Source organism: Adhaeribacter terreus, from assembly GCF_042657365.1.
GTDB lineage: Bacteria > Bacteroidota > Bacteroidia > Cytophagales > Hymenobacteraceae > Adhaeribacter_A > Adhaeribacter_A terreus.
In genome coordinates, this window is sequence record NZ_JBHSKT010000009.1 from 65,214 (window position 1) to 85,627 (window position 20,414).

At 46.1% G+C, this 20,414-nt stretch carries 17 protein-coding genes; 9 read left to right on the forward strand and 8 right to left on the reverse strand.

The annotated features are described in order from the left end of the window. Positions 1-105: 105 nt before the first annotated feature. On the forward strand, positions 106-720 hold the full coding sequence (locus tag ACFPIB_RS14510) for a deoxynucleoside kinase (protein WP_378018186.1): 615 nt from the start codon (positions 106-108) through the stop codon (positions 718-720). A 9-nt stretch (positions 721-729) separates the two neighbouring features. Here ACFPIB_RS14510 and ACFPIB_RS14515 read toward each other — a convergent pair whose 3' ends face one another. The 3 genes from ACFPIB_RS14515 to ACFPIB_RS14525 all read right to left on the reverse strand — a co-directional run bounded on the left by ACFPIB_RS14515 (position 730) and on the right by ACFPIB_RS14525 (position 3,223). Continuing rightward, entirely contained in the window at positions 730-999 is a 270-nt protein-coding gene (locus ACFPIB_RS14515) for a hypothetical protein (protein WP_378018187.1), read from the reverse strand. A gap of 139 nt (positions 1,000-1,138) precedes the next feature. After that, entirely contained in the window at positions 1,139-2,209 is a 1,071-nt protein-coding gene (locus tag ACFPIB_RS14520) for a T9SS type A sorting domain-containing protein (protein ID WP_378018188.1), read from the reverse strand. Positions 2,210-2,707: 498 nt separating this feature from the next. Beyond that, positions 2,708-3,223: a hypothetical protein gene (locus tag ACFPIB_RS14525; protein ID WP_378018189.1), complete on the reverse strand. Its 516-nt coding sequence runs from the start codon at positions 3,221-3,223 to the stop codon at positions 2,708-2,710. A gap of 143 nt (positions 3,224-3,366) precedes the next feature. Here ACFPIB_RS14525 and ACFPIB_RS14530 point away from each other — a divergent pair, with 143 nt between their 5' ends. Both ACFPIB_RS14530 and ACFPIB_RS14535 read left to right on the forward strand, forming a co-directional pair. Continuing rightward, the gene (locus tag ACFPIB_RS14530) at positions 3,367-3,735 is read left to right on the forward strand and encodes an SdpI family protein (RefSeq protein WP_378018190.1); all 369 of its coding nucleotides are present in this window, start codon (positions 3,367-3,369) and stop codon (positions 3,733-3,735) included. A gap of 288 nt (positions 3,736-4,023) precedes the next feature. Beyond that, on the forward strand, positions 4,024-6,288 hold the full coding sequence (locus ACFPIB_RS14535) for a Tex family protein (protein ID WP_378018191.1): 2,265 nt from the start codon (positions 4,024-4,026) through the stop codon (positions 6,286-6,288). 175 nt (positions 6,289-6,463) lie between these two features. Here ACFPIB_RS14535 and ACFPIB_RS14540 read toward each other — a convergent pair whose 3' ends face one another. The 4 genes from ACFPIB_RS14540 to ACFPIB_RS14555 all read right to left on the reverse strand — a co-directional run bounded on the left by ACFPIB_RS14540 (position 6,464) and on the right by ACFPIB_RS14555 (position 11,403). Beyond that, a complete protein-coding gene (locus tag ACFPIB_RS14540) occupies positions 6,464-9,400 on the reverse strand; it encodes a Kelch repeat-containing protein (RefSeq protein ID WP_378018192.1) in 2,937 nt (978 codons plus the stop codon). Between the two features lie 37 nt (positions 9,401-9,437). Beyond that, positions 9,438-9,839: a DUF4907 domain-containing protein gene (locus ACFPIB_RS14545; RefSeq protein ID WP_378018193.1), complete on the reverse strand. Its 402-nt coding sequence runs from the start codon at positions 9,837-9,839 to the stop codon at positions 9,438-9,440. A gap of 120 nt (positions 9,840-9,959) precedes the next feature. After that, the gene (locus tag ACFPIB_RS14550) at positions 9,960-10,667 is read right to left on the reverse strand and encodes a M20/M25/M40 family metallo-hydrolase (protein WP_378018262.1); all 708 of its coding nucleotides are present in this window, start codon (positions 10,665-10,667) and stop codon (positions 9,960-9,962) included. Next, entirely contained in the window at positions 10,576-11,403 is an 828-nt protein-coding gene (locus tag ACFPIB_RS14555; protein WP_378018194.1) for a M20/M25/M40 family metallo-hydrolase, read from the reverse strand. Before ACFPIB_RS14555 ends, ACFPIB_RS14550 begins: the two co-directional genes overlap by 92 nt. 150 nt (positions 11,404-11,553) lie before the next feature. Here ACFPIB_RS14555 and ACFPIB_RS14560 point away from each other — a divergent pair, with 150 nt between their 5' ends. After that, on the forward strand, positions 11,554-12,048 hold the full coding sequence (locus ACFPIB_RS14560; RefSeq protein WP_378018195.1) for a DUF4126 family protein: 495 nt from the start codon (positions 11,554-11,556) through the stop codon (positions 12,046-12,048). 84 nt (positions 12,049-12,132) lie between these two features. On the opposite strand, the gene ACFPIB_RS14565 is transcribed toward ACFPIB_RS14560, so the two are convergent. Beyond that, positions 12,133-12,699, reverse strand: a complete 567-nt coding sequence (locus ACFPIB_RS14565; RefSeq protein WP_378018196.1) for a fasciclin domain-containing protein — start codon at positions 12,697-12,699, stop codon at positions 12,133-12,135. A 230-nt stretch (positions 12,700-12,929) separates the two neighbouring features. Between ACFPIB_RS14565 and ACFPIB_RS14570 the strand changes: the two genes are divergently transcribed. The 5 genes from ACFPIB_RS14570 to ACFPIB_RS14590 all read left to right on the forward strand — a co-directional run bounded on the left by ACFPIB_RS14570 (position 12,930) and on the right by ACFPIB_RS14590 (position 20,363). Further along, positions 12,930-13,505 (forward strand): RNA polymerase sigma-70 factor, encoded by a 576-nt coding sequence (locus tag ACFPIB_RS14570; RefSeq protein ID WP_378018197.1) that lies wholly within the window; start codon positions 12,930-12,932, stop codon positions 13,503-13,505. A 350-nt stretch (positions 13,506-13,855) separates the two neighbouring features. After that, positions 13,856-14,587, forward strand: a complete 732-nt coding sequence (locus ACFPIB_RS14575; RefSeq protein ID WP_378018198.1) for a head GIN domain-containing protein — start codon at positions 13,856-13,858, stop codon at positions 14,585-14,587. Between the two features lie 73 nt (positions 14,588-14,660). Beyond that, positions 14,661-15,677 carry a FecR family protein gene (locus ACFPIB_RS14580; RefSeq protein ID WP_378018199.1) on the forward strand — a complete coding sequence of 339 codons (1,017 nt, stop codon included), beginning with the start codon at positions 14,661-14,663 and terminating at the stop codon, positions 15,675-15,677. Between the two features lie 141 nt (positions 15,678-15,818). Continuing rightward, positions 15,819-17,609: a DUF4974 domain-containing protein gene (locus ACFPIB_RS14585; RefSeq protein ID WP_378018200.1), complete on the forward strand. Its 1,791-nt coding sequence runs from the start codon at positions 15,819-15,821 to the stop codon at positions 17,607-17,609. Between the two features lie 264 nt (positions 17,610-17,873). Beyond that, positions 17,874-20,363: a TonB-dependent receptor gene (locus ACFPIB_RS14590; protein ID WP_378018201.1), complete on the forward strand. Its 2,490-nt coding sequence runs from the start codon at positions 17,874-17,876 to the stop codon at positions 20,361-20,363. Positions 20,364-20,414: the final 51 nt, after the last annotated feature.

Consider the following 20,414-nt stretch of genomic DNA (forward strand, 5'->3'; position numbering starts at 1 on the left):
AAGACCGAAAAAACAAAAAACGCAGCTGAAAATGGAAGTTGTTCCGGAAATCTGAAAGCTTTGCTTTACTTTTACACCCCGAAACCCTACCGTTTTTTACTGCTTATGCACATTGCAATTGCCGGCAACATTGGCGCTGGAAAAACTACTTTAGCTGCAAAACTGGCGCAGCATTTTAACTGGGATGTTCACCTGGAAAGTGTGGAAGATAATCCTTATCTGAAAGATTTTTATAACGATATGCCCCGCTGGGCTTTTCATTTGCAGGTATATTTTCTGAACAGCCGTTTTAACCAGACCCAGCAGATTCAGAAGCGCACCAGAGGAGTGATCCAGGACCGCACCATTTACGAAGACGCGCACATTTTTGCCAAAAACCTCCGAAGTTCCGAAATGCTGAGCGAACGCGACTACGAAAATTATTTCAAACTTTACGAAAGTATGATCACGATGGTGCAACCACCGGACCTGCTCATTTATTTAAAAGCCGATTTGCCCAAACTGATCAGCCAGATCGAGAAACGCAACCGCGATTACGAAAGCGGCATTCGCCTCGATTACCTGAAAAAATTGAATGAGCACTACGACGAATGGATCGCTAATTACAAACATGGCAAAGTAATAACCATAGATGTGAATAACCTCGATTTTGTGGCGCGGCCGGAAGATCTGGGCAAGATCATCAATAGAATTAATATCGAACTTTTCGGGCTGTTTTAGATACCGTTTTTAGTCCATGTGTTCTACTTCGTCTTCGCGCACGTAAGGGTGTTTGTAGTTGCGGGCTTCGTTTTCCGGAATGATCTCGTAGTAATTCAGCATAATTTCGCGTTCGCCGCGGTTGGTGCCTTTCACAAAAACATTTTCCGGCGTCTGGTAAATAGCAAAGTTATGTGGCCCGAACGGGTACAGATTATTACCTTTTAAGGAACGGGCTTTGGTCAGATCAATCGTTTGCCCATCGGGGGTGGTTACGAGGTAAATATTTTTGTCGGTCATATGCGGTTGGTAATGAGTTTTCAGGGCGTTAAAGATACCGTTTTTTCCGTTATGGCATATTTTAAAACGCAGAAAAGGCGACCTTTTGCAAGGCCGCCTTTTCTGCGTTTTCATAGCTTTATTTCAGATTAGGTTCAGGTTATTGTACTACAATTTTCTGGTGTGCTGTTTGTAAATCGGCCTGAACGTTCAGAATGTAAATGCCTGGTTTTAAATCTGCTCCATTCAAATCGAATTTCACGTTGCGGGCAGCTTCAGTAGTTCTTTTCAGAATTACGCGACCGTTCAGATCGGTTAGAGTCAGGTTTACTTTTTCTGCGCTAACATTTTCAAATTGCAGATTCACTTCCTGGCCGGTAACCGGGTTCGGGTAAACACGCAGCGGTAAATTTGCTTTGGTTTTAGTTTCGAGCACAATTACTTTGCTGTAAGCCGAAGTATTATCGTGGTCAACTTGTTTCAGGCGGTAATACACTTTGCCACCAGCCGGATCTTTATGGGTGAAAGCATATTTATGTGCCATAGCAGTTGTGCCGTTTCCCTGTACGTAACCAACCGATTCGAAATTGCGGCCGTCGGTGCTGTACTGAACGGAAAAGTACGCGTTATTTTTTTCGGAAGCCGTTTCCCAGGTTAATGACACGCCAGCTGCGGTTACGTTGCCTTTAAAGCTGGTCAGTTCTACCGGAAGCGGATTAATTGGCAGGTCGTCGCATTCATTCAGATCAAAAATTGCAATTCCCATCATGTCGCCGGCTTCAGCCTGAATTTCGATGGTGCTGTTCTGGCCGTTGTAAAAAGTGGCGCTATCTACTGTATAACGGAAAATGTCGCTTTGATCGTAACGGTAAGTGGTGGTGTTGAGGCCGATGAATTTAATGAATTCCTGGTTGTAATTATTGTCTACGCTGTACCAGAAACGGCTTACATAGCTGGTTTTAGGCGAAATGGCCGGAATATTGGTGCCCGGCAGATCGAACATAATGCTGGTGAAAGGGTAGCGGCTGGCATTAAAAACTTTGAACTTGAGCTGGGTGGTACCATTGCCCTGGTTTATAGCGCCGAAATACTCGAAACGGAATCCTTCATCTTCTATCACGCAAAGTGGCTCATAATCGCAGCCGGTGCATGGGTTAGAAGTTTGAGCCGAAGCTGTGAAAGAGAAAATGGATAAAAGGAAGAATGCGAGTGAAAGTAGCGTTGTTTTCATAGCAAATATTTGTATAGTTTTGGACCGATATAGTGAAGTTTTCTTAGTGTTTTTGCTTATGTTGGTTTTAACGCCCAGGTATTTCAGAAGTTGGCGCATCTGAAGCGGTAGTAAATCGGGTGCAAGTGTTTTGTTTGAATAGTTATATTTTATTTCAAAAATTCAGCCTTTAGACTCGGATTTGGTTGAAAATGTGAGTGTAAGTACAAGATTGCCATGTGAATGACACAACGAACTAAAAGACAAGAATCGGGGAAATAGAAAAGCGCGGGACGTTCCACCAATGCTTCGTGAAAGCAGGCTATTAAGCTGAGACTAATATGCGTAAGTGATTGCGCAGAATTTGGATAAAAATAGGAGGGAGGTAGGAAGCTGGCGTGGTTTATTACGATTATAAATTTCAGCCAACGGAAGACGCTATGCTTTTAAAGCAAAAAACCGCTACCTGTTCAGGCAGCGGTTCGAAATAAAAATTAAATGAAATGAAATAGTTACTGATTAGTTGCTGTATTGTTCCATGGCCGGTACGCGTTGCTGTTGCGGCGAAGTTCCCGGTATTCCCATTTTCTCTTCGCGCTTCTGGTTATATTTCTGGAACTGCTGCGGCGTAAGCACATCTTTCAGTAAACTCAAACGGCTGGAGCCAATATTCTGAATTTCTGCATTCATTTTTCGCAGCCGCTTGATGTAACGTACTTTGGCATACTCTACCTGACTGATACTTTGCTGGTTAATTTTCAGCACCGCTTCAAATTGTTCCGGCGAAAAGCGCAGATTCTTATCCATATTCTGAGTTAAGGCGCGGCCTTTTTCAATCGCCATTTTCTCGCGCGCGGCTTTTTGTTCAGGCGTTTCCTGAGGTAATTTTTCCTCAGTTATTTTCTTAGCGACTGGTTTTTTAGTTACAGTTTTTGCCGGAGTGGTAGTTTTGGTTTTCGTCTTGGTTTTGGTGCTTTGGGCAAAGCAAAAAACGGTAGCAAAAACGAGTAAAAAACTCAAAAATATCTTTTTCATAAAAGTGGTAAATCAAAAATGGTATCGTTTTCAGTATAAAAACTATACCAAAGTTACTGACTTTTCCGGAAGAAAATGGTATATTTATTTGGTAGAAAAGTCGGCCGCGTGTTCACCAAAGCTTAAAAATTAATTTCCCAAGTATGCCAGCAACCGATCTTTATATATTACTCATCGCGGTAGGCGGTTCTTATCTGCTGCTTATTTTTATCAGTTTGTTTTTCTACCTGAAGCCGCCCCGAAGAATCAACAGCCTGTACGGTTACCGCACTGCGCGCTCCATGAAAAACCTGGAAAACTGGCATTTCGCCAATAAAATTTCGGCTCGTTATATGCTGCTCGGAAGTATGGCCGGGTTGATTATTTTCCTGTTGTCAGTGGCGTTTTTAAGAGATCAGCTTTCAGTTTCGGTGCTTACAACAGGCAATCTGGTAATTATGTGCGTTTCGTTGATAGCGCTTATTCCGGCGGTAGAAATAAAACTGAAAAAGTTTGAAAGCGAACGATCCTGAACAAATGATTTGACTTTTTCAGGCAAAAACGATATCATTTTCCGCCCAAAACCCATACCAAAAACATTCTTCAAATTCAAGCCCTGAAACCGCTTTCGCATCCTCTAAATTAACCGTATTTTTGAAATCTGATTAAAGCATAAAAAAGGTTTAAAATACGAATTACAAACATTTGAAGAACTGAATATTCTAGGTGCGCATTCCCAATCATTCCCCCTTTGGAGGGGTAGGGGGAGGTTTCACGCATTTCAGAACATTTCTAACTCTCCAAAATCCCAAATCCACCACATGGACGATTTAAAATATTACCTCAAAATAGCTTCCGAGCTGAACATCGGCTTAAAATCGCTGGAAGCCACTGCTAATTTATTAGCCGAAGGCGCCACCGTTCCTTTCATTGCTCGTTACCGGAAAGAAGCCACCGGCGAGCTGGATGAAGTTCAAATTGCCGCCATCCGCGACCGGCTGGAGCAGCTGCGCGAACTGGAAAAACGCCGCGAAGCCATTCTGAAATCCATTAAAGACCAGGAAAAACTGACGCCGGAGCTGGAAGCCAAAATTATGGCCGCCGAAACCATGGCTGTGCTCGAAGATATTTACCTGCCTTACAAACCGAAGCGCCGCACCAAAGCTACCATCGCCCGCGAAAAAGGCCTGGAGCCGCTGGCTACCAAACTTTTCGAGCAGCAAAGTTTTGATGTAGAGGCTGAAGCCGAACAATTTGTAAGCGAAGAAAAAGAAGTAAAAGACAAGGAAGAAGCCCTGGCCGGCGCCCGCGACATTATTGCCGAATGGGTAAATGAAGATGCCGAAGCCCGTACTAAAATCCGGAATCTATTCGAGAAAAAAGGCGTGTTCAAAAGCCGCGTAGTAGCCGGCAAAGAAGAAGAAGGCCAGAAGTACAAAGATTATTTCGAGTGGGAAGAACCGATCGAAAAAGCGCCTTCGCATAGAGTTTTGGCCTTACGCCGCGGCGAAAAAGAAATGATCCTGATGCTCGATGCGCAGCCGGAAGAAGAAGCCTCCATCGAAATTCTGGAAAACCAGTTCGTAAAAGGCAATAACGCCGCCGCCGAACAGGTGAAAATAGCCGTGAAAGACGCTTACAAACGCATGCTCCGTTTCTCCATGGAAACCGAAGTGCGCATGAGCTCCAAAAAACGCGCCGACGAAGAAGCTATTAGAGTATTTGCCGACAACCTGCGCCAGCTTTTATTAGCTGCCCCGCTGGGCCAGAAAACCGTTCTGGCTTTAGACCCGGGTTTCCGGACCGGTTGTAAACTGGTAGTTTTAGACAAGCAAGGTAAACTGCTGCACAATGAAACCGTGTATCCGCACACCGGCGCCGGACAAGCAAGAATGGCTGCCGATACGGTAGAAAAATTAGCCGCTAAATTCAACGTAGAAGCCATAGCTATTGGTAACGGAACTGCCAGCCGCGAAACCGAAACCTTTGTGCGCAGCCTGAAATTGCCAAGCAATATTGCCGTGGTAATGGTAAATGAAAGCGGTGCGTCTATTTATTCCGCTTCGGATGTTGCCCGCGAAGAATTCCCGGACCACGACGTAACCGTGCGCGGCGCCGTTTCCATTGGTCGCCGCTTGATGGATCCGCTCGCCGAACTGGTAAAACTAGATCCGAAAAGCATTGGCGTTGGCCAGTACCAGCACGATGTTGATCAGACTGCTTTAAAACATTCTTTGGACGATGTAGTAATGAGTTCCGTAAACGCCGTGGGCGTGGAAGTGAATACCGCCAGTAAGCAGCTCTTGACTTATGTTTCCGGTTTAGGCCCGAGCCTGGCGCAGAACATCATCGATTACCGCAATGCCAACGGTCCGTTCCGTTCGCGTTTAGAATTGAAAAAAGTACCACGTTTAGGAGATAAAGCGTTTGAACAAGCGGCCGGTTTCTTGCGCATCCGCAACGCCGAAAATCCATTGGATGCCAGCGCGGTTCACCCGGAAGCTTATGAGGTGGTAGAGAAAATGGCGAAAGACCTGAACACTTCCATTGCTGAGCTGATGAAAAACGCCGAGCTGCGCAACAAGATCGATTTGAAGAAATACGTAACCGAAACCGTAGGTCTGCCAACGCTTCAGGACATAATGAAAGAGCTTGCCAAACCGGGCCGCGACCCGCGCGAAAGCTTCGAAGCGTTCAGCTTTACCGAAGGCGTAAACGAAATCTCCGACCTGCGCGTGGGCATGAAACTGCCGGGCATCGTAACCAACATCACCGCGTTTGGCGCTTTCGTAGACATCGGGGTGCACCAGGATGGTCTTGTACACGTGAGCCATTTATCCGACAAGTTTATTACCAACCCGGCCGAAGCCGTGAAAGTAGCGCAACGCGTGGAAGTAACGGTTCTGGAAGTTGATGCCAACCGCAAACGCATTGCCCTTTCCATGAAATCGGACCCGATGGCGGCGAAACCGGCTGGTGGCGGAAGTGGAGGTGGAAAGCAACGCAGCAATGCCCCAAGAAAGGAAGCTGAACCGGAAGGCGATTTCCAGAGCAAACTGGCTGCTTTAAAAGGGATGTTTAAGTAGGAATTTGATTTGTCATTCTGAAAGAAACTTGTGATTTTGGCAAGCTGAAGTCAGAAGGTACTTTCAGAAGAACAAAATAGAAGGAGCGTTTCCAGCCGCTTTTTACTTAAACTAAAAGCCCCGCTTTTTCCTGAAAGGGAAGGAGCGGGGCTTTTTTATTACGAAAGGTTTAAGCTTACTGCAGCACCAGTTTCCTGGTTAATACGCCATTGGTGGAAATAATACGAACTAGGTAAATGCCTTTTGCCACAGAAGGCAGCGTTACTAGATTTTCACCGCAACCGATCGTTTGGGTTTTGATCACTTTTCCGTTCAGATCTAGTACCGTTAATTGCTGTTCTTTTCCGGAAGCAACCACCGTGAAACTACCCGTAGTTGGGTTCGGGAATAGCTGGAATTGCAGTTCCGGGTTTTCAGGATTCAGACCCGTTGTCGTACCAATCTTTCTCACCACATTTATATTATCCATAATATTCATTGGGTTGGTATTGTTGTACAACACTAAATTCAGCAGCGATTCAAACCCGATCTCCAGGCTGGTGGCATTCTTAAACTGAAACAGATCTACCTTGTAGCTTGTCCATGAATTTTGCGAACCGGCGTTGGCTGGATTGTAGGTTGGGCCTACTTGTTGGCCGTTTACCATAACCCTAAAGTTGGTATTTTGCGGTACCATGTGAAAATGCTGCTTCAGATCGAAAGTAAGCCATAACGAATCTGTAGCCGAGCCGCCACTTGGGTTAAAACAGGAATAGATTCCGCCAACCCGATCTGCATACGTGTTCCAGACATTCGCCGGGGCAACCATGTTAACGGGCCTCGGGAAATTGGCCTGCATCATATAAAGAGCCCCCTGGGAGTTGTTGCCGTTGTTTGAGCCATTCAGGTTCACAATGTTGTTGTAACGGTTTGGTTCAACCCGGAAATCCGGAAGATTTTGCGCTTCGAAATCGAAATCCGGTAAATGCGGCCGCATCCAGTTAGTGAATTTAAAGGTTGCCGTATCGTTGTGCGTAATATTGTCGCCGGAAAGCAGGGTGTATGGTTTAATTACGTAAGGCCCGGCCGCGCTTAAGTTAGCCGGCAAAGAAAACGTATAACTGGCGGTTGTATTTGGAGCAATGGTGCCGGTAAAAATTTCCGGAGCTGCAGTTAGCGGCACGCCATTTACCAGGCAACCAACCGGAATATTCGATTCTGGTTGCGAGCCAAGGTTGGCAATAGAAACGGTAATGGTTTGCTGGGCAGAAAAACCGCAGCCATTTAACGGCAAGCTGCTAATAGCGCTAATGGCCACATCTTTTAAAACCGGCGGCGTTGGCGGGGTATATTCCCAGAGATCCCGAAGGAAGTTTCGTCTACTATCGTAGCCTAAACCCAGGAATGCTCTTGTGCCGATGGTGAAAGCTACAGCATTTTCCCTGCCATTGCCGGGTACCGGCGCCCGCTGCGTCCAGAGATTGGTTGCCGGATCGAACTCCCAGATATCTGAAAAGTTCGAAAAGCCGGTATTATGGCCGGTTCCGACATAGCCTTTGTTTCCTAAGCTGAAGCCAATCGCATTCGTACGGTTTAAACCTGGGAAGCTGGACTTTTGCGTCCAGATATTAGTAGCCGGATCATATTCCCAGATATTTTTATATCCACCCAAACCTACATAACCCTTATTTCCAACCGCAAAGGCCATTGCGCTTGAACTCGAAGGTCCCGGGAAAACGGCTTTGGGAGTCCAGATATCGGTTTCCGGGTCGTATTCCATAAAGTTTGTGGCAAACCCGCCGCCGTATGCATAACCTTTTTTACCAATGCTGAAACCAACGTAAGCTATAGTGCTGCCGCTGTAAACCGGAGCTTTTTCCGTCCAGCGGTTGGTTGTTGGGTCATATTCCCAGAAATCCGGCGTATGATTCCCCAAGGTATCTATGCCGGAACCTAAATATCCTTTAGGGCCAATTCCGAAGCCAAATCCTCTGCTTCTGGGTTTACCCGGAATGTTGGCTTTCTGGCTCCAGCTATCGGAGATCGGGTCATATTCCCAGAAATCATTTCGATGATGGCCATCGTACCCCCCGCCAACATAGCCTTTGTTCATAATGCTGAAACCAATGGCAGCCTCCCGGTTTTTACCTCCTACATTGGCCCGCTGGTTCCACCTGTTCTGTATAAGCGGTGGGGCAGGATCGTATTCCCACATGTCGTCCAGGTAACCGATAGTCATATCCCAACCGGCTACAACATAACCTTTGGAGCCAATGCCAAAACCAGCTGCTCCCCGCCGGGCCGTGAAATTATTACTGATGTTCGTCCAGGTATTTGTAGCCGGGTTGTATTCATAAGTTTCCTTGGTAATGCCCGAAGAAATGCTGTACCCCGTTGAAAAATAGCCTTTCTGGCCAATGCTGAAACCTACGTTCTCATAGGCGTAATTGCCGGGAATATTGGCTTTCTGGGTCCAGGAATTTGTGGCCGGGTTATATTCATAAAAAGTTTTGGGTGCGTAGCCTCCGCCTATATACCCATTATTACCAATAGTGAAACCAGCAGCTTCATCGCGGCCATACCCTGGTACAACGGCTTTCTGGATCCAGGTATCAGTGGCCGGGTCATATTCCCAGAAATCGGTTCTATCGCCATTCGCATCGTTTCCGGTACCAAGGTAACCTTTATTGCCGATGCCAAGGCCAACGGCGCCTTTACGCGGTGTGCCGGCGAAATTTGCTTTCTGGGTCCAGGTATTAGTAGCCGGATCATACTCCCAGAAATCGTTCAAGCGATTATTCGCGGCATCCTGACCGGTGCCAAGGTAGCCTTTGGTACCTACGCTAAAACCAACCGCCCGGTCGCGGGCCACGCCTGGTAAAGCAGCTTTCTGCGACCAGGAGTTCGTAGCCTGATCGTATTCCCAGAAATCGTTCATTTTGGTAGTGGCGTTGCCGCCCGTTCCGAAATAACCTTTGGTGCCAATGCTAAACCCAACTGCTTCGGCGCGTATGCTAACCGGGTTAGGTGAAACGGTGCCCATATCGTTTTTACGGGTCCAGGAATCGGGTAACTGTGAAAAACTTTTCTGGCCAAAAACTACGACCAGCATTACTACGAAGATCTTTTTCATTTTATAAGCGGTGAGGGAGTGTTCTGTTGCTTTCGAATTATTTAATTGCTCCAATTTGCTTCATTTCAACTTCGGAAACGGTAGGGGGCATTTCGCCACTTTGCAGTTTCGTAATTACCAGCTCAGCTACTTTTTCTGCTTCTTCTTTTGTTGTAAAACCAGCATTGCCCGGTAAACCCGGTATTGTGATCTGCCGGATGAAGGTGCGGGAGTCCTGTTTTATTTCATAGCCAAAAGTGCCATTTTCTGCCGGAATGATCTGGTAAGTATATTTTGCGGATGAAGTTGCTTCGGGAAAAGCAGGTGCAACAGCATTTGGCGTTTTGGAAAAAACGGTATCGGTTTGGCCCTGAAAAGTAGCGGTTGCATTCTGCTGTGGCTGATTCGTTTCACAGGCATGCAATCCAATAGCAAGCGAAATCAGGAGAAATGATTTCATAAATAAATTACAGGTTTAATTTCAAAATGTAAATATAAACCTTTTGTTAATCTGTTTGTTGTTAAATTGATTTTGAGAAATATTCCGACTGTAATGAAGGTAATTTGCTTAATTCCCCTTTCAATTTACATTCCGTATCAACCGCTCATAAAACCGCACCGCATCTTCAAACTCTTCTACCGAAATTTTCTCATTCACGCCGTGAAAAGAATTAATGTTCTCTTTATTGATCTTGTAAGGCAGAAAACGGTATACGTTCGGGCTAAGAGTGTAGTAAAAGCGGCTGTCAGTGGCGGCAATTACCATACTTGGCGAAGTTAAAGTGTTAGGAAATAGCTCTTTAATAGTTTGGTTCAGCATTTCGTAACCGGCTGCTTCCGGACTGGAAACCGGCGATGCTTCGCTGCTGAAAGGCTTGACTTTTATCTGCACGCGGTCGTCGTGAATAATACTTTTTACCCTCGAAACGATAGCGTTTATGCTGGTGCCCGGCAGAATTCTGAAATTTACAACCGCTTTTGCCTGCGCCGGAATAACGTTTTCTTTTATGCCGCTTTGAAAAATGGTGGGCGCCATGGTGGTAGTTACCAACGCGTTGCTTGCAGGTTTTTTCTGATACGTTTTCAGGATCATGCCTTCAAAAAGCCAGGAATTTGCAAAGGCCATTTTCTGAAACGCCGGCATTTCCGGACCAAGGTTTTTCATAAATTCCTGTACGGGCGGCGTGATCTGGGCTTCAAATGGTTTTTGCCGGAGCCTGAATATTGCCTGGGAAATTACATCGATGGCCGTTTCGTTTTGCGGCATGGAAGAATGGCCGCCTTCCACGTTGGCCGTAAGTTCCAGCGAGGTAAATCCTTTCTCCGAAATTCCGATCAACGCTACGTCGGTTTCCAGGCCGGGAACCAGTTTTTGGGTGATGGCATACCACAAATTCGGCTTGAATATTTTCGGTTTGCAAGTGTTTTACAATGGCTTGTGCGCCGTACTTTCCGCCCACTTCTTCATCGTGCCCGAAAGCCAGGTAAATGGTCCGTTTGGGTTGGAAACCTTGTTTCAGCAGCATTTCGGTAGCTTCCAATATCCCAATAATGCTCATTTTATCGTCTATCGCGCCGCGTCCCCAGATATGCCCGTGTTTAATTTCTCCGCCAAACGGCGTTGCTTTCCACTCTTTCAAGGTTTCTTCGGCAACCGGAACTACATCTAAATGCCCCATCAGGATCACCGGTTTTAAGCGCGTATCGGAGCCCTGCCATTTGTAAAGCAGACTGAATTCGTTAATAACTTTCGGCGCTAGTTTTTCCTGCGTAAGCGGATACGTTTTTTGCAGGAAATTCCGGAATTGGTGAAATGCGACCGAATCGAAATCCTGCGGATCTTCCGGGGAAATGGTTTTGATGCGGATGGCTTTCGCCAGGTGGAATTTAGCCGAATCGGAGACGGCGGTTTTCGGAACCGGTGAAACGCTATGCTGACGCGAAGAAAAAGTCAGGGTCCGGAAAGCTAAAAACGCTATGAAAACGAGGAGTAAAACTAAAAGGACAGTAAATAGTTTTTTCATAGAGCTGGCGGCAGGTTGCGTTTTAAGTTCCACAATAAATTCAGGTTTTACAAATACTACTCCCGAAAATATTATCTGAAAATGCTGGCCGCCGTATAGGTTCTAACATTCTAAAGATCAGGAAAAATGAACGCCAGAAAACTGAAAAAAATGAGAAAAGCCCAGAAGCGGAATGCCACCTTGCAGGCTCTGGGTTTAGGCGCCGTGGCCGGTATGCGGGCTTTTGCTGCGCCGGCAATTCTCAGCCATTTTCTTACCCACGATCCGGCCGGCGCACTTTACAATACCAGGCTCCGGTACCTGCAGCGGCCTTACATTGCCACTGGTTTAAAAATTCTGGCCGGCGCTGAACTGGTAGGCGATAAATTACCTGCCACCGGCGACCGGATTTCCCCGCCGCAACTTGCAGCGAGGCTGTTATCGGGAGCTGTGGTTGGAGCAACGGTTGCGGGAGCTCATGAAAGACCCAAACTTACCGGCGCTTTGCTCGGAATGGTTGCGGCTACCGCTGCTTCTTTCGGCTTTTATTTTCTGCGGAAAAAACTGGGGCAGGAAAGCAAATTGCCGGATATGGCGCTTGGGTTTATGGAAGATGCGGTTATGGCTTCCGGAGGAATTGCGCTGATGGAAACCACCAAAGATTAAAGTTCTGTTTCTGAATGGGAAAAAAATAAAGCCTGGCTGGAATTGAAAACTCCGGCCGGGCTTTTACATCATGAAAAACGTTGGTTATTTCGGCAATAAAACCTGATCTATTACATGCACTACGCCGTTAGAAGTAGGAATAGAAGCCAGAATGTTGGCGCCGTTTACGGTTACCTTGCCATCTTTCACGCCCATGGTTACCCGCCCGCCGTTTACCTGACCCAGACTCTGACCGTCTTCAAAACTTTCGGCGCTCAGCGAACCGACATAAACGTGGTATTGCAGAATATTTTTAAGATCACCGCGTTTTTCTTCTTTTAAAAGACTTTCCACCGTGCCTTTGGGCAGTTTATCGAAAGCGGCGTTGGTTGGAGCAAAAACCGTAAAAGGACCGGCGTTGGAAAGCACATCTACCAAACCAGCAGTTTTAACGGCAGTTACCAGCGTAGTATGGTCCGGAGAACCCACGGCAGTTTGCACCACATTTTTCTGCGATTCAGTGTCGGTTACTGCCGATTGGCCACTGATCGGGACAGCGGCTTCTTCTAAATGAGCATCGGTAGCAGAAGCCATTTTAGAGGTTTCCGTTTGGGAGCAAGATACCAGCGCAAAGGTTGCCCATGCGGCCATGGCGAATGTTAGCTTTTTCATAAGGCTTATTTTTTTTTACGAAAGATTGCCGGGTAAAAAAGTCCTTCCAATGACAGTGGTCATCATTTTACATGATCTTTTGTAGTGCTTTTTAATGCGTTTTTCAGGCGAAAACCCTACCGTTTTTTGAGAAGGTTTTAACTAAAAACCTATGGCTCACTGCTGAAAAACTCCTGTACTATTGGCAGAAAAACACTACTTTTGCGGCTCCCAAGCACCTGTGTTTAAACGTGGAAAAAACTGCCGGAAAGGTCATATCGCTTCACCAGGGCCTTACGCCCGATGAGAAAGTAGAATTGCTTTTCCGGAAGTATTATGCGCCGCTATGCAAGAGTTTGTTCCGCATGCTGCGCGATGCCACCATTGCGGAAGACATTGTGCAGGAAGTTTTTCTGAAGGTCTGGGAAAAGCGGGAAAATCTGCAAATGGATGAAGCCGTTCAGTCTTATCTGTACCGTTCCTGCTACAATACCGCGCTCAATTTCCTGAAACAGCAAAAGCAAAGTACCGACATCGAAACGCTGGAGATTCCGGTGGCCGGCGGCGAAACCGCTGAGAAAAACCTGAACTTACTGGAAACCGAAGCCGAAATTCTCAAAGCCATCGATTCGCTTCCACCCAAAACGAAAGTGGTTTTCAGTTTAAGCCGTTTCGAAGAACTCAGTTACAAAGAAATTGCCGAACGCCTCGATATTTCCCAGAAATCGGTAGAAAAACACATGGGAATAGCCTTGCAACGTCTCCGCGAAAACCTGAAAGAATATCTGGTTGCGGTGCTCTTACTGCTGCTTTCTGACCTGTTTTAAATTTTCTTCAGCCGTAAAAATAACCACCCCAACCCCTCCTTGAAATGAAGGAAAGCTTTTTCCTGCAACAATTGTAGGGACAGGGCTTGACCTGTCCGGAAGTATTCCAGAAAAAACGCTATGCTTTTAAGCACCAAAAGTCAGAAGAAGCATGAAGCAAAAAACTCCCCTCCTTAATAAGGAGGGGCTAGGCGGGGTAAATTGTTTTCCTAGAACGATGTTAGAAGTAGTCGGGAAAAATATTTTAAAAAATTTTAAAACGCATGGTAGGGTAGGGGTGAGTTTCCGTGTTTTATAGATGAAAGCAACCGGATCCCGCTTCATTTATTTACCCTTAAAAATTACATACCATGAGATCTGCCTTCTTAAAAAAACATATACCGGCTTTATTTTTACTGGCTTCAGTAGTTTCCTTTTCTGGGTGCAACAAAGAAACGTTGCGCGGCCACGGCGAAGTAGTTTCCCGCACCCGCACCGTTGGTACTTTCGATGAAATTGATGCCGGCGGTGAATTTGAAATTTACTTAACGCAAGGTCCGGCCAAAGAAATTGTTTTAGAAGGACAGGAGAATATTCTGGCCGATCTTTCTACCACCACCCACAATAATCGGCTGAAACTTAAATACCATCACCACAATGTGAAGATCGATGAACCAGTTCGCATTTATATTACCACGCCGAACCTGACAGAAATTAATGTTTCCGGCGCGAATAAAGTGCAAGGCTTAACCGACTGGAAGGTAAGAGATCTGGAAATAAGTTCTTCCGGCAGCGGCGAAATAAGTTTAACCCTGCGCGATGCCGATTACGTGGAAAGCGATATTTCCGGCTCCGGCAAAATTAACCTGAGAGGCAATGCATATCATCACGATCTGGATATTTCCGGCTCCGGCGAATTAAATGCTTTCGATTTTAAAACCGCGAAAACTGATGTACATATTAGTGGTTCAGGAAAAAGCGATGTGTGGGTTACGGATGAATTGAAAGCCAATATCAGCGGTTCCGGAAGGGTGCGTTACAAAGGAAATCCGAGCGTGAGCACCTCCATTTCGGGTAGCGGCAAGGTCCAGAAATGGGATTAATTGCGGCGAAAAGAAAAATAAAAATTACTTTTATGGTGGGGTAAGCGCGTTTTTGCTTGTTCTACAAATATAAATGGAAGATAACCGGGAAACATTCTGGGAAAAACTGGCAAAGGAAGTCAGCGGAAATGCCGGAGAAGACGATAAAGCCTGGCTGAAACAAAAGCGACAGCAGGATTTGGAAACGGAAACGGTAGCCAAACAGGCCGAAAAAGTCTGGTCTGGCAGCGCCTTGCCTAAACCCGATTACGAACCGGACGTGGAAAAGGGCTGGCAACGCTTCCAGATGAAAGTGCAGGCCAGAACTCCCGAAGTGGAAACGCCGAAAGTGCCGGTGGTTCGGAAAATGAGCCTGAGCACGTTATACGGCATTGCGGCTTCCATTTCGCTGGTAATTTTAGTCGGCATTTATTTCCTGACCAGAACCACAAACCAGAACTGGACCGAAGTTAGAACCGCTGCCAACGAAACCAAAACCATTATGCTGGCCGACGGCAGTAAAATTTCGCTGAACCAGAACAGTACGTTTGCTTATCCGGAAAATTTCCAGATCGAGAATAGAACCGTGAAACTGACCGGCGAAGCCTTTTTTGAAGTAGCCAAAGCCGAAGGAAAACGCTTCACCATTTTTGCCCAGGGCACGAAAACCGAAGTAATCGGTACCAGCTTCAACCTGCGAGCTTACGACAAAAAAGAAGTGAAAGTGCAGGTTGTAACCGGTAAAGTAGCTTTTGCCAAAACCGAAACCGACGATGCCATTTTCTTAACGCCGGGCCAGGAAGGGTTAATAAGCGAAAAAACGGTAGCAAAACCGGCTAAAAAAGTAATAGCAGAACCAAATTTCCAGGCCTGGAAAACGAAGAATTTAGCTTTTAATAACCAGCGCCTGGAGCAACTTGCCACTGAGCTTGAAAACTACTTTAACATTGACATTGTAATTCAAAACGAAGCCCTGAAAAACTGCCGCTTCACTACTTCTTTCCAGGATCCGGAACTGCAGGAAGTGTTGGACATTCTAGCCATGACGGGCAACCTGAAGATCACAAAAGACGGAAACCGGTATCTGATCTCCGGCCAGGGCTGTAACTAAAAGAGTCCCCCTTTGGAGGGGGGAGGGGGAGGACAGGAGAATTATCTGATTTAAAATTTGATACAATAATGTAAATCCTCCCCCAACCCCCTCCAAAGGGGGACAAAAAACGAAAGACTTTAAAAAATTAAATTATTTATAATGAGAACGCTAAAATTCTTCATTACGGGAATACTTTGCCTTACCTTTTCTATTCAAACTATATTTGCGCAAAACCTGAATACCAAAATCTCTATTAAGGTAAAAGACGCCACGTTGCCGCAGGTCTTGCAACAAATTCAGAAAAAATATGGCTATCGTTTTTCGTACCTGAACAATGAATTGCCAGCTAAAGCCAGGTTTTCGGCAGAAATAAAAAACAAAACTTTTTCGGAAGTGCTGGACGTGCTTTTAGAGAAAACCGATCTGGGTTACAAGCAAAGTAACGGCCAGATCATCATCAAAAAAGGCTTCCCGAAAAATAAACCCAAGACTACCGCTTTTCAGAAATTAGCAACGCCAGTTACAGAAAAGCCGGTAGAAAATAAAGCCAGCCAGGTTGCTAAAACTGAAAACGCAAAACCGCTGCCGGTAAAAAAGGAAGAAAAACCTGCTGCTAAAAAAGAAGTGGCAATTACTGAAACGCCTGCTGCAAATGCAACCGAAAAAACAACTGAAACAGTTGCGCAAAACGGTGCCGAAATGGCGGTAAAAAGTGCAATTCCAGCCGATGAGAACGTAAATGATTCCCTAACGGTAATTAAAATGGAAGGCCAGAAAGAATCGCTCCTGGATAAACTGGCTGCGCTTCGGAAAAAAAATGAAACCCGGGCTATAAATCCAGATACTATTTTGTTTAGCGATGTGCATCTTGGGGTTTTTCCGCCAATCAGCACCAATGGTACGCAGGCCAATAAATACGTGAACCAAATGTCGGCGCATTTGCTGGTTGGTACCGCCGCTGGTCTGGAAGGTCTGGAGTTTTCGGGTTTCGGAAATATTGAGAAGAGTTACGTAAGCGGTGCGCAGTTTGCCGGATTCTTCAATATTGCCAAAAACAGTGAAGCGCTAACGTATCTGGCCGATGACCGGAATGAAGGTTATAACCTGAATGGCGCCCAGTTCGCCGGTTTTTTTAACCTCGCCAACGGCAACGTAAAAGGCGGGCAGTTCGGCGGTTATATGAACGTTGCAGCCGGTCACATGCAGGGCGCGCAGTTTGCCGGTTTCCTGAACATTGCTAAAAATGTATATGGCGTGCAGGGTGCGGGTTATATGAACCTGGCTAAAAATGCCGACGGCGCGCAGTTAGCGGGTTTTCTGAACGTTGCCGATACCGTTTCCGGGCTGCAGGCTGCTGGTTTTCTGAACGTGGCTAAAGCCGTGAAAGGCACGCAGCTGGGTTTTTTTAACGTAGCCGATAGCGTTTCCGGGGTTTCCATCGGGGTTTTCAGTTTTGTGAATAAAGGCGGTTATAAACGCGCAGAATTTTACGTAGCCGACGATTTCGACGCCAACGTTGCCTTTAAACTGGGCATGCAGAAATACTATACTTTCGTGGCTTTGGGCGCTGAACTGAACGATAATAAACGCTGGGCTTACGGTTTCGGTTTTGGCCGCGAATGGCGTCCTACGAGCCGCTTTCGCGTAAATACCGACCTGATGGCTTATAACGTGATCGAGGAAAGCTATGAAAATTTTCCGGATGGTTTTTTAGAAGCCGACGAATTGAATCTGCTGAATAAATTCCGGTTGCTGGGTACTTTGCAGATAACCAAGCGCATTGCAGTATTCGGTGGCCCGGTTTATAACGTTTTTGTTTCGAAATACCAGGATCCCGCTTCTTCTGAAATTGGTTCGCAGTTGGTAACCAATACCTTTTTCGACCGCACTTCCAATGGCGGAACAAACGTGAAAATGTGGCTTGGCTTTAATGCCGGTGTCCGCTTCTGAAATATAAACTGTTAATAATCTGATTACTAGTGAATGAGTTTGAAAAGGGCAGGATTTTACAAGATTTCAGAATTCTAAAACCGGACCTTTGCGCAAAATTTAACGGTTGCCAGCTTTTTTCCGGTACTTTTTTTCTAAAGCGCTACAGCTTGCACAAATAACTATTCCAATAAAAACTTAACAAAATCAATTTTTTTCCACGCTCAAAAAGCAGCTTTTCAGCTGTCTCAGGAATTCTTTTGTCTAAAAAAAAACGGTGATACTATGAATATAACCACAACTTTTTCGAAACCTGTGCACGTGCAGGACTATTTCCGGGGCTGGGAAAAAGCTCAGCAGGAATTTCAACGCCAGTTAGAGAAAAAACCGAAAAAAATGGTAGGGTTTCCGACCAAAAAAGTGCGGACTGTTTTGAGTTTGATGTTGCTGCTTTGCGTTTTTTCCTTCACGTTACAAGCCCAGAATTTAACCCAAACCATTCGGGGAAAAATCATAGACCGCGAATCGCAAACGCCGCTGATCGGGGTGTCGGTTGCAGTCATCAGCATGAATCCGGTTACAGGCGCTTTAACCGATGCCGATGGCAATTTCAAGATCGAAAAAGTGCCTGTTGGCCGCCATACCTTAAAAATTAAATACATCGGTTACAAAGAGCAGACGCTGCCCGAATTGGTTTTAGGTTCCGGAAAAGAACTGGTGCTTACGGTTGGCTTGTCTGAAAATATCCGGCAGATGCAGGAAGTGGTAATCAGAGCGCAGCAGGAAAAAGGACGTCCGCAAAACGAAATGGCTACGCTTAGCGCCCGCAGTATTTCGGTGGAAGAATCGAAACATTATGCCGCTTCCATAAACGACCCTGCCCGCGCCGCGCAGAACTTTGCCGGGGTAGGCGCCACCGATGATATGAGCAACGAAATTGTGGTGCGGGGTAATTCCCCGAAAGGCGTTTTGTGGCGCATAGAAGGCATTGAAGTTCCGAATCCGACGCACTTTGCGCAGGAAGGCGCTTCCGGCGGACCGATCAGTATGCTGAGCGTGAACATGCTCGATAATTCTGATTTTTACACAGGTGCTTTTCCGGCGGAATACGGCAATGCTTTAAGTGGAATTTTCGATATGAAACTGCGCAAAGGCAACAACGAAAAACGCGAATATGCTTTCCAGGCCGGCGTGTTGGGCGTAGATTTTGCCGCTGAAGGTCCGTTCAGAGAAGGTTACAAAGGTTCTTATCTGGTTAATTACCGTTATTCCACACTGGCCATGCTAAACAAGATCGGGTTTAAAGTTGCCGGCGAAAATGCCCCGGATTTTCAGGATCTTTCTTTTAAACTGAATCTGCCAACCGAAAAAGCTGGAACGTTTACTTTGTGGGGTTTGGGAGGTTTGAGCAAAGATGCCCAGGAAGCGGAAAAAGATGTGAGCAAATGGCAGGAAAAAAGCGATGCCTTCAACAATGTTTACAAAGGCGGTATGGGTACGCTTGGTTTATCGCACACCTATTTCCTCAACCCGCACGCGTACCTGGAAACCATTTTATCTTATGCGCGCAACGAAGGTGCTTTCGCCTACGATTCGCTGATGCCCGATATGAAACCGTATCTGTTTTACCACGAAAACTATGAGAAAACGGCAGCGCGCGCTTCGGTGCTTTACAACCACAAGTTAAATGCCCGAAATACGGTTCGTTTTGGGGCTATTTATAGCCAGCTTGGTTTCGATATGTTCAGCGAGGGCCGCAACGATGAAAAAATGCTGCAGACTTACGTAGAAAATGCGGGCAATACCGGTTTAACGCAGGCTTACGGCCAATGGAAATACCGCTTGCACGAAAATGTTACCTTGAATTCCGGTTTGCATGTTCTGCGCTTAGGGCTGAACAGCAATACTTCGGTGGAACCGCGCGTGGGTTTGCGCTGGAATCTGAGCAGCGCGCAGGCCATTGGTTTTGGTTTCGGAATTCATAGCCGGCACGAAAGTATGGCCGCGTATTTCGCCCGGCAACCGCTCGCCGATGGTACTTACAGCCAGGCAAATAGAAACCTCGAACTTTCCAAAGCCCGCCATTTTGTAATTTCCTACGACCTGATGCTGCGTGAAGACCTGCGCCTGAAAGCCGAAACCTATTACCAGGATCTTTATGACGTGGCCGTAGCCGCTGATCCGAAATCGACTTACGCATTATTGAATTCGCAGGAAGGTTTGGTTATTGATAGTTTGGTGAATAAAGGAACTGGCAAAAACTACGGGCTGGAACTGAGTCTGGAAAAATTCTTCACTAACAATTATTATTTCCTGGCCACAACTTCGCTTTACAATTCCAAATACACGGCTTTAGATGGCATAGAACGGAACACGCGCTTCAACGGCAATTATATTTTAAATATGCTGGGCGGCAAGGAATTTAAAGTTGGCAAAGACCGCAATAATGTGATCGGGCTGAACATGAAAATGGTTTGGGCTGGCGGAAACCGCTACACACCAATTGACCTGGAAAGATCGCAGCAGGAAGGCGAAGCGGTTTATATCGATTCGGAAACGTTTGAAACGAAGGCCGATGATTATTTTCGGACAGATCTGCGGGTGAGTTACCGAAAAAACAAACCCAAAGCGTCCTATATCGTTTCGCTTGATATTCAGAACGTAAGCAACAGCCAGAATATGTACCGCCAGTATTACGATCATGATTCGAAATCGGTAAAAACCGAATACCAGATGGGTTTATTGCCGGTGCTGAATTACCGCATTGAATTTTAAAGCAGAATTTTATGGCATAAAAAGCAAAAAAGCCGGTTTATGCCGGCTTTT

Bases quoted from the DNA above. Each gene is read 5' to 3' on its own strand.
- ACFPIB_RS14510 (WP_378018186.1), top strand. From the start codon at position 106: ATGCACATTGCAATTGCCGGCAACATTGGCGCTGGAAAAACTACTTTA.
- ACFPIB_RS14515 (WP_378018187.1), bottom strand. From the start codon at position 999: ATGACCGACAAAAATATTTACCTCGTAACCACCCCCGATGGGCAAACG.
- ACFPIB_RS14520 (WP_378018188.1), bottom strand. From the start codon at position 2,209: ATGAAAACAACGCTACTTTCACTCGCATTCTTCCTTTTATCCATTTTC.
- ACFPIB_RS14525 (WP_378018189.1), bottom strand. From the start codon at position 3,223: ATGAAAAAGATATTTTTGAGTTTTTTACTCGTTTTTGCTACCGTTTTT.
- ACFPIB_RS14530 (WP_378018190.1), top strand. From the start codon at position 3,367: ATGCCAGCAACCGATCTTTATATATTACTCATCGCGGTAGGCGGTTCT.
- ACFPIB_RS14535 (WP_378018191.1), top strand. From the start codon at position 4,024: ATGGACGATTTAAAATATTACCTCAAAATAGCTTCCGAGCTGAACATC.
- ACFPIB_RS14540 (WP_378018192.1), bottom strand. From the start codon at position 9,400: ATGAAAAAGATCTTCGTAGTAATGCTGGTCGTAGTTTTTGGCCAGAAA.
- ACFPIB_RS14545 (WP_378018193.1), bottom strand. From the start codon at position 9,839: ATGAAATCATTTCTCCTGATTTCGCTTGCTATTGGATTGCATGCCTGT.
- ACFPIB_RS14555 (WP_378018194.1), bottom strand. From the start codon at position 11,403: ATGAAAAAACTATTTACTGTCCTTTTAGTTTTACTCCTCGTTTTCATA.
- ACFPIB_RS14560 (WP_378018195.1), top strand. From the start codon at position 11,554: ATGAGAAAAGCCCAGAAGCGGAATGCCACCTTGCAGGCTCTGGGTTTA.
- ACFPIB_RS14565 (WP_378018196.1), bottom strand. From the start codon at position 12,699: ATGAAAAAGCTAACATTCGCCATGGCCGCATGGGCAACCTTTGCGCTG.
- ACFPIB_RS14575 (WP_378018198.1), top strand. From the start codon at position 13,856: ATGAGATCTGCCTTCTTAAAAAAACATATACCGGCTTTATTTTTACTG.
- ACFPIB_RS14580 (WP_378018199.1), top strand. From the start codon at position 14,661: ATGGAAGATAACCGGGAAACATTCTGGGAAAAACTGGCAAAGGAAGTC.
- ACFPIB_RS14585 (WP_378018200.1), top strand. From the start codon at position 15,819: ATGAGAACGCTAAAATTCTTCATTACGGGAATACTTTGCCTTACCTTT.
- ACFPIB_RS14590 (WP_378018201.1), top strand. From the start codon at position 17,874: ATGAATATAACCACAACTTTTTCGAAACCTGTGCACGTGCAGGACTAT.